Here is an 8,173-nt window from a genome sequence, read left to right on the forward strand (position 1 = left end):
GTGGGCGCGATCACCGGAACGTTCAAGGGCTTCGGTGTCACCTTCTCGCACATGTTCAAGAAGGTCGTCACCACCGACTACCCGTTCAAGCCGCCGGTCTCGGCGCCGCGCTACCACGGGCGGCACATCCTCAACCGGCACCCGGACGGGCTGGAGAAGTGCATCGGCTGCGAGCTGTGCGCCTGGGCCTGCCCGGCCGACGCGATCTACGTGGAGGGTGGCGACAACACCGAGGAGCAGCGCTTCTCTCCTGGTGAGCGGTACGCCAGCACCTACCAGATCAACTACGCCCGGTGCATCTTCTGCGGGCTCTGCATCGAGGCCTGCCCGACCCGTTCGCTCACCATGAGCAACGAGTACGAGCTGGCCCGGGACAACCGGCAGGACCTGATCTTCACCAAGGAGCAGCTGCTCGCGCCGCTGCTCGAAGGCATGGAGCAGCCGCCGCACCCGATGCGGCTGGGCGACAGCGAGAAGGACTACTACGTCGGCGCGCTCACCAACCCGGGCACCTCGGCCGGCGCCGAGCGCTCGCCGATGGGCCCCGGCCGGTACCAGGTGGAGGAGCACCCCGGCGTGACCTTCCCCGGCGCCGAGCAGGCCGAGCAGCGGTCCGCCGCCGCGGCGGGCAAGGGAGGCAAGGCATGACCTCGGCTACGGTGCTCGCCGCCGCCGGCCAGGTGTCCGGGGGTGAGGAGGTCACCTTCTGGATCCTCGCGCCGCTGGCCCTGCTCGGGGCGATCGGCATGGTGTGGGCCCGCAACGCGGTCCACTCCGCGCTCTGGCTGGTGCTGACCATGCTCTGCCTGGGCGTGTTCTACGTGCTCCAGGCCGGGCCGTTCATCGGCATGGTGCAGATCATCGTCTACACCGGCGCGATCATGATGCTGTTCCTGTTCGTGCTGATGCTCGTCGGCCGGGACGCGTCCGACTCGCTCATCGAGACGCTGCGCGGCCAGCGGGTCGCCGCAGTGGTCCTCGGGCTCGGCTTCGCCGGCCTGGTGGGCACCGGCCTCTACCGCGCGCTCGACGGCGTCCAGCCGGTCGGGCTCGACGAGGCGAACGGCGAGGGCAACGTCCAGGGCATCGCCCGGCTGCTGTTCACCAAGTACGTCTTCGCCTTCGAGCTGACCTCGGCGCTGCTGATCACCGCCGCCGTCGGCGCGATGGTGCTGGCGCACGTGGAGCGGCGCAAGGCGGACCGGATGGACCAGATCGCCACCATGAAGGCGCGGTTCCGCCCCGGCAACTACCCCGGACCGAAGCCCGGCCCGGGCGTCTACGCCACGTCCTCCTCGGTGGCCACCCCGGCCCGTCTGCCCGACGGCCGGCTGACCGACCGCAGCATCCCGGAGATCATGCCGGTGCGCGAGTTGACGGCCGAGGAGACCGCACCGAAGGGGACTGATCGGTGAGCGCGAGGAGTGCAGCGAAGCGGAGCCCCGCAGTCGCGAACGAAAGGCTGGCACGGTGACCCCGGACTACTACCTCATCCTCGCGGCGGTGCTGTTCACCATCGGCGCCGTGGGCGTGCTGGTCCGGCGCAACGCGATCGTGCTGTTCATGTGCATCGAGCTGATGCTCAACGCGGCCAACCTGACCCTGGTCACGTTCAGCCGGATCAACGGCGACCTGAACGGCCAGATCATGGCGTTCTTCGTGATGGTGGTGGCGGCGGCCGAGGTCGTGGTCGGGCTCGCGATCATCATGGCGATCTTCCGGACCCGGCGCTCGGCCAGCGTCGACGACGCCAACCTGCTGAAGTACTGAGGGGCTCGTGGTGGAACAGATTCTGACGATCGCCCAGTCTGAGCCAGCCGAAGCCGTCACCTTCGCCACGGCGGACGGGATGCTGGGCAGTGTCTGGCTGCTGGTGGCGATCCCGCTGGTCAGCGCGGCGATCCTGCTGCTGCTCGGCAAGCGGGCCGACCGCTGGGGCCACTGGCTGGGCGTGGGCGCCATCGGCGCCGCCTTCGTGCTCGGGCTCACCTACTTCTTCCAGTTGCGCGGGCTGGAGAACAAGCAGGTCGAGCTGAGCCTCTGGGACTTCATGGCGGTCGGCAACCTGAAGGTGGACTTCGGTCTGCTCTTCGACCCGCTGGCCGCGGTCTTCGTCCTGCTGATCACCGGGGTGGGCTTCCTGATCCACCTCTACGCCGTGGAGTACATGGCGCACGACGCGGGCCGGCGGCTGTTCTTCGCGTACTTCAACCTGTTCGTCGCCGCCATGCTCCTGCTGGTGCTCGGCAACAACTACGTGATGCTCTACTTCGGCTGGGAGGGCGTCGGCCTGGCGTCGTACCTGCTGATCTCCTTCTGGTACGGCCGGCCCAGCGCGGCCACCGCCGGCAAGAAGGCGTTCCTGATGAACCGGGTCGGCGACGCCGGCCTGGCCATCGGCATCTTCATCATGTTCGCCGTGCTCGGCACCACCCAGTACGACGAGGTGTTCAACGGGGTCGGCTCGATGACCTCGACCACCGTGCTGGTGCTCGGCCTGCTGCTGCTGCTCGGCGCGGCCGGCAAGTCCGGTCAGTTCCCGCTCCAGGCGTGGTTGCCGGACGCGATGGAGGGCCCGACCCCGGTGTCCGCGCTCATCCACGCGGCCACCATGGTCACCGCGGGCGTCTACCTGATCGCGCGCTCCAACGCGATCTTCTCGGCCAACGAGACGCTCCAGCTCGTGGTGGTCAGCGTCGGCGCGCTCACGCTGCTGATGGGCTGCATCATCGGCGCGGCCAAGGACGACATCAAGCGCGTGCTGGCCTGGTCGACCGTGAGCCAGATCGGCTACATGTTCCTCGGCGTCGGTCTCGGCGGCGGCGCGTACGCGCTCGCCATCGTGCACCTGCTGGCGCACGGCTTCTTCAAGGCCAACATGTTCCTCGGCGCCGGCTCGGTCATGCACGGCATGAACGACCAGGTGGACATCCGCCGCTTCGGCGGGCTGTCCAAGTACATGAAGGTCACCTGGCTGACGTTCATGATGGGCTGGCTCGCCATCATCGGCATGTTCCCGTTCTCCGGCTACTTCTCCAAGGAGCCGATCATCGTGGCCGCGTTCGAGCGGGAGGGCTGGACGGCCTGGCTGTTCGGCATGGCCGCGCTGCTCGGCGCCGGGCTCACCGCGTTCTACATGACGCGGCTGTTCGTGCTCACGTTCCACGGCCCGAAGCGCTGGACCGAGGACATCGAGCACCCGCACGAGTCGCCGAAGCTGATGACCGTCCCGCTGATCCTGCTGGCGGTCGGCTCGGTCGGCGCGGGCTTCCTGCTCGCCACCTCCGTGCCGGACTGGCTCACCGCCACCAACGGGCTCGCCGCCGAGAGCGGGGAGCACGCGCCGGTGCTGGCGCACTGGCTGCTCACCGCGCTGTCGCTGCTGCTCACCGTGCTGGGCGCCGGGCTGGCCTGGTTCCTGTTCCGCTCCGGCACGGCCACCGAGCCGCAGCCGGCCGGCGTGGTGGTCACCGCCGCCCGCCGGAACCTCTACACGGACGCCTTCAACGAGGCGGTCTTCGAGAAGCCGGGCATCTTCCTCACCCGGGCGCTGGTGTTCCTCGACAACCGGGGCGTCGACGGGCTGGTCAACGGCCTGGCCGCCGCCGTGGGCGGGGGCTCGGGCCGGCTCCGGCGGCTCCAGACCGGCTTCGTGCGGTCGTACGCGACCTCGATCCTGACCGGCGCGCTGCTCGTGGTGGCGGCGTTCCTGGCGGTGCAGGCGGGGTGGCTGGCGTGATCGACCTCAACGCGGCCGCCCCCGCCGGCGGGCCACGCAGTCACGACGGAGGTAAGGCCGAATAATGTCCAACTTCCCGTTCCTCTCGGTGCTGACCGTGGCGCCGCTGGTCGGCGCCCTGGTGGTGGCACTGCTGCCCCGCAGCCGTCCGGACCTGGCCAAGCTGGTGGCGTTCGGCTGGTCGCTGCTGGTGCTGGTGCTCTCGGTGGTGATGTGGTTCGCCTTCTCCGCCGGCGGTGACCGGTTCCAGTTCCGCGAGTCGTACCCGTGGATCCCGAACTGGGGCGTGAACTTCACCTTCGAGGTGGACGGCATCGCGCTGGTCATGCTGATGCTGATCGCGATCCTGGTGCCGCTGGTGATCCTGGCGTCCTGGCACGACGCCGAGGCGTCGAAGCGCTCGGTGCCCGCGTACTTCGCGCTGCTGCTCGTCCTCGAATGCACGATGATCGGCGTCTTCGCCGCCGCCGACGTCTTCCTGTTCTACGTGTTCTTCGAGGTCATGCTGGTGCCGATGTACTTCCTGATCGGCAGCTACGGCGGCCACCAGCGGCAGTACGCGGCGGTGAAGTTCTTCCTCTACTCGCTGGTCGGCGGTCTGTTCATGCTGGCCGCGGTGATCGGCCTCTGGGTGGTCGGCGGGAAGACCTTCGACTGGCAGGCGCTGAGCCAGGCGGAGTTCGCCACCGACACGGCCCGCTGGCTGTTCCTGGGCTTCTTCGTCGCCTTCGCGATCAAGGCGCCGTTCTTCCCGTTCCACACCTGGCTGCCGGACGCCGGTGGCGCGGCACCGGCCGGCGCCGCCGCGCTGCTTGTCGGCGTGCTGGACAAGGTCGGCACGTTCGGCATCCTGCGCTACTGCCTCCCGCTGTTCCCGGAGGCGTCGCGCTGGTTCGCACCGTGGGCCCTGGCACTCGGTGTCATCGGCATCATCTACGCCGCGCTGCTGGCGGTCGGTCAGAACGATCTGAAGCGCCTGGTGTCGTACACCTCGATCGCGCACTTCGGGTTCATCGGCGTCGGCATCTTCGCGTTCACCACCCAGGCCGGCACCGGCGCGGTGCTCTACATGCTCAACCACGGCCTGGCCACCGGCCTGCTGTTCCTCGTGGTCGGCATGCTGATCGCCCGGCGCGGCTCGGCGCTGATCAGCGACTTCGGCGGCGCGGGCAAGCTGGTGCCGGTGCTGGCCGGTGTGCTCTTCTTCGCCGGTCTCGCCTCACTGGCGCTGCCGGGTACCGCGCCGTTCGTCTCCGAGTTCCTGGTGCTGATCGGCACGTTCACCGTCAACAAGCCGGTCGCGGTGATCGCCACGCTCGGCATCATCCTGGCGGCGGCGTACGTGCTGTGGATGGTGCAGCGCACCACGCAGGGCACGCTGAACCCGGCGCTGACCGAGGTCGAGGGCATGCGCCGTGACCTCACCCTGCGCGAGAAGGTGGTCGTCGCGCCGCTGATCGCGCTGATCGTGCTGCTCGGCTTCTATCCGAAGCCGGTCACCGACGTCATCAACCCCGCCGTCCAGGCGACCATGCAGGACGTCGGCAAGTCCGACCCCGCCCCTGAGGTCGGCAGCGTCCAGGAGGCCGCGAAGTGAGTGAACTGAGGCTGCCGTCGATCGACTACGCGGCGCTCGCTCCCATCCTGATCATGCTGGGTGCGGCGCTGCTCGGGGTCCTGGTCGAGGCGTTCGTGCCGCGTCGTCTGCGCAACGCGGTGCAACTCGGGCTCGCCCTGGTGGCGATGCTCGCCGCGATCGTCATGGTGATTCTCAACGCCGACGACCGGCTGATCACCATCGGCGGCGCCATCGCGATCGACGGCCCGACGCTGTTCCTCCAGGGCGCGATCCTGGTGCTCGCGGTGATGGCGCTGCTGCTCGTCGGTGAGCGCACCGTGGAGCGGGGCGGCGCCTTCGTGGCGCACGCCGCTGTCACCGCCGAGTCGGCGGAGGACCGGCGGCAGGCCGAGGGCGTCGGTGGCGCCACCGAGGTCTACCCGCTGATGTCGTTCGCGATCGGCGGCATGCTGATCTTCGTGGCGGCGAACGACCTGCTGACCATGTTCGTCGCGCTGGAGGTCTTCTCGCTCCCGCTCTACCTGCTCTGCGCGCTGGCCCGCCGTCGGCGTCTGCTGAGCCAGGAGGCGGCGCTGAAGTACTTCATGCTCGGCGCGTACGCCTCGGCGTTCTTCCTGTTCGGTGTGGCCCTCATCTACGGCTTCACCTCCGGCATCCCGGGCCGTACGGCCGGCGTCGACTTCGCCACCGTGCACGCCGCGGTCACCGACTCCCCGTCCAGCCCGGTGCTGCTGTTCGCCGGTATGGCGCTGCTCGCCATCGGCCTGCTGTTCAAGGCCGCCGCCGCGCCGTTCCACGTCTGGACGCCGGACGTCTACCAGGGCGCGCCGACACCGGTCACCGGCTTCATGGCGGCCTGCACCAAGGTCGCCGCGTTCGGGGCGCTGCTGCGCGTCTTCCACGTCGCGTTCGCCGGGGCCTCCTGGGACTTCACCCCGGTGCTCGGCGCGATCGCGGTGCTGACCATGCTGGTCGGCGCTGTGCTGGCGGTCACCCAGACCGACATCAAGCGCCTGCTGGCGTACTCGTCGATCGCGAACGCCGGTTACCTGCTCGTCGGTGTGCTGGCACCGAGCCGTGAAGGGCTCTCCGGCACCATGTTCTACCTGGCCGCGTACGGCTTCTCGGTGCTCGCCGCGTTCGCCGTGGTGACGCTGGTGCGCGACGCCGACGGGGAGGCCACCCACCTGTCCCGCTGGGCCGGGCTGGGCCGCCGCTCGCCGTTCTTCGCGGCGATCTTCACGTTCATCCTGCTGGCCTTCGCCGGTATCCCGCTGACCAGCGGCTTCACCAGCAAGTTCGCGGTCTTCGGCCCGGCCCTGGAGGCGAACCAGGCGTGGCTGGTGATCGCCGGCGTGCTGACCAGCATGGTGCTGGCGTTCCCGTACCTGCGGGTCGTCGTCATGATGTGGCTGTCCGAGCCGGGCGAGTCCACCCCGACGGTGACCGTGCCCGGTGCGCTCACCTCGGCCGCCCTGGTCATCGGCGTGCTCGCCACGCTGGTCCTCGGCGTGGTGCCCGGCCCGCTGCTCGACCTGACGACCGGTGCCGCCGAATTCGTCAGATGACAGAGGTGATCCCACCGGGGGCCGGTACGCCGTGGCGTGCCGGCCCCCGGCGTATCCCCGTCGACGAGCAGGTCGAACGGGTGTGGCATGGTTGAGGACGTGGCGAACCCGGCTGGCGAGCGTTCAGGTCAGTTCGGCGCGCTCGGCCTGCATCTCGCCGACCCGCGCGTCGAAGCCTCAGTGCTGGGCGTGCTCGACCGGGTCGAGACGAGCCTGCGGGCGAGCGTGGCGAGCGCCGATCCGCTGGTGACCGAGGCGTCCCGGCACCTGGTCGAGGCCGGCGGCAAGCGGTTCCGTCCGCTGCTGGTGGCGCTGGGCGCCCAGTTCGGCGACCCGGATACCGACCAGGTCGTCCCCGCCGCCGTGGTGATGGAGCTCACCCACCTGGCGACGCTGTACCACGACGACGTGATGGACGAGGCTGCCGTGCGGCGTGGCGCCCCGAGCGCCAACTCCCGCTGGACCAACTCGGTCGCCATCCTGGTCGGCGACTACCTCTTCGCCCGGGCCGCGGACATCGCCGCCGATCTGGGCCCCGAGGCGGTACGCCTCCAGGCGCGCACGTTCGCCCGGCTGGTGCACGGCCAGATCGCCGAGACGGTCGGCCCGCGCGACACCGACCCGGTCGCGCACTACCTGCACGTGATCGCCGAGAAGACCGGTTCACTCATCGCCACCTCGGCCCGCTTCGGCGGCATGTTCGGCGGCGCGGCTCCCGAGCACGTCGAGGCCCTGGCCGAGTACGGCGAGATCATCGGCGTCGCGTTCCAGCTCTCCGACGACCTGCTGGACATCGCCAGCGAGTCGGTCCAGTCCGGCAAGACGCCCGGCACCGACCTGCGCGAGGGCGTACCCACCCTGCCGGTGCTCTACGCGATGGCCTCCGACGACGCGGACGCGGCGAGCGTACGGCTGCGCGAGATCCTGGCCACCGGCCCGCTGGTGGACGACGCGCTGCACGCCGAGGCGCTGGGCCTGCTGCGGGAGTCGCCGGCGCTCAAGCGCGCCCGGGAGACGGTGCGTAGCTACGCCGAGGACGCACGCGCCCGGCTGGCTCCGCTGCCCGAGGGGCCGGCGCGTCGCGCGCTGGAGTCCCTCTGCGACTACATCGCCGACCGCACCAGCTGACCTCCCGGCCGCCCTCACCCCCTCGGGCTGTCGCCGCCCGTCCGGGCTCTCGTCGATCATGAAGTTGACGGCCGCCCGTACGGCGTGTCGCGCCGCTAACTTCATGATCGACGCGACGGGGCTCGGGGGCGACGCGGACGGTCAGGGGAGGGTGAGGGT

The 8,173-nt window shown here is 69.9% G+C and carries 7 protein-coding genes; all 7 read left to right on the forward strand.

Going from position 1 to position 8,173, the window contains the following annotated elements:
• The 7 genes from nuoI (at position 1) to ABD52_RS14440 (ending at position 8,014) form a co-directional block, all read left to right on the forward strand.
• Positions 1-648, forward strand: a complete 648-nt coding sequence (gene nuoI, locus ABD52_RS14410; protein ID WP_013283609.1) for an NADH-quinone oxidoreductase subunit NuoI — start codon at positions 1-3, stop codon at positions 646-648.
• Positions 645-1,415 (forward strand): NADH-quinone oxidoreductase subunit J, encoded by a 771-nt coding sequence (locus ABD52_RS14415; protein WP_013283610.1) that lies wholly within the window; start codon positions 645-647, stop codon positions 1,413-1,415. Before nuoI ends, ABD52_RS14415 begins: the two co-directional genes overlap by 4 nt.
• Positions 1,416-1,470: 55 nt before the next feature.
• Entirely contained in the window at positions 1,471-1,770 is a 300-nt protein-coding gene (nuoK, locus tag ABD52_RS14420; RefSeq protein WP_013283611.1) for an NADH-quinone oxidoreductase subunit NuoK, read from the forward strand.
• 79 nt (positions 1,771-1,849) lie between these two features.
• On the forward strand, positions 1,850-3,739 hold the full coding sequence (nuoL, locus tag ABD52_RS14425) for an NADH-quinone oxidoreductase subunit L (protein ID WP_225319621.1): 1,890 nt from the start codon (positions 1,850-1,852) through the stop codon (positions 3,737-3,739).
• A 64-nt stretch (positions 3,740-3,803) separates the two neighbouring features.
• On the forward strand, positions 3,804-5,336 hold the full coding sequence (locus ABD52_RS14430) for an NADH-quinone oxidoreductase subunit M (protein ID WP_013473559.1): 1,533 nt from the start codon (positions 3,804-3,806) through the stop codon (positions 5,334-5,336).
• Complete coding sequence (nuoN, locus tag ABD52_RS14435; protein ID WP_013283614.1) at positions 5,333-6,886, forward strand: NADH-quinone oxidoreductase subunit NuoN; 1,554 nt, start codon at positions 5,333-5,335, stop codon at positions 6,884-6,886. Before ABD52_RS14430 ends, nuoN begins: the two co-directional genes overlap by 4 nt.
• An 87-nt stretch (positions 6,887-6,973) precedes the next feature.
• Positions 6,974-8,014, forward strand: coding sequence for a polyprenyl synthetase family protein (locus tag ABD52_RS14440; protein WP_013473560.1), 1,041 nt, complete (start codon positions 6,974-6,976; stop codon positions 8,012-8,014).
• The last annotated feature ends 159 nt before the right edge of the window (positions 8,015-8,173 follow it).

Origin of the sequence: Micromonospora sp. RV43 (assembly GCF_001029515.1) — a bacterium.
GTDB classification, from domain to species: Bacteria; Actinomycetota; Actinomycetes; order Mycobacteriales; family Micromonosporaceae; genus Micromonospora; species Micromonospora aurantiaca.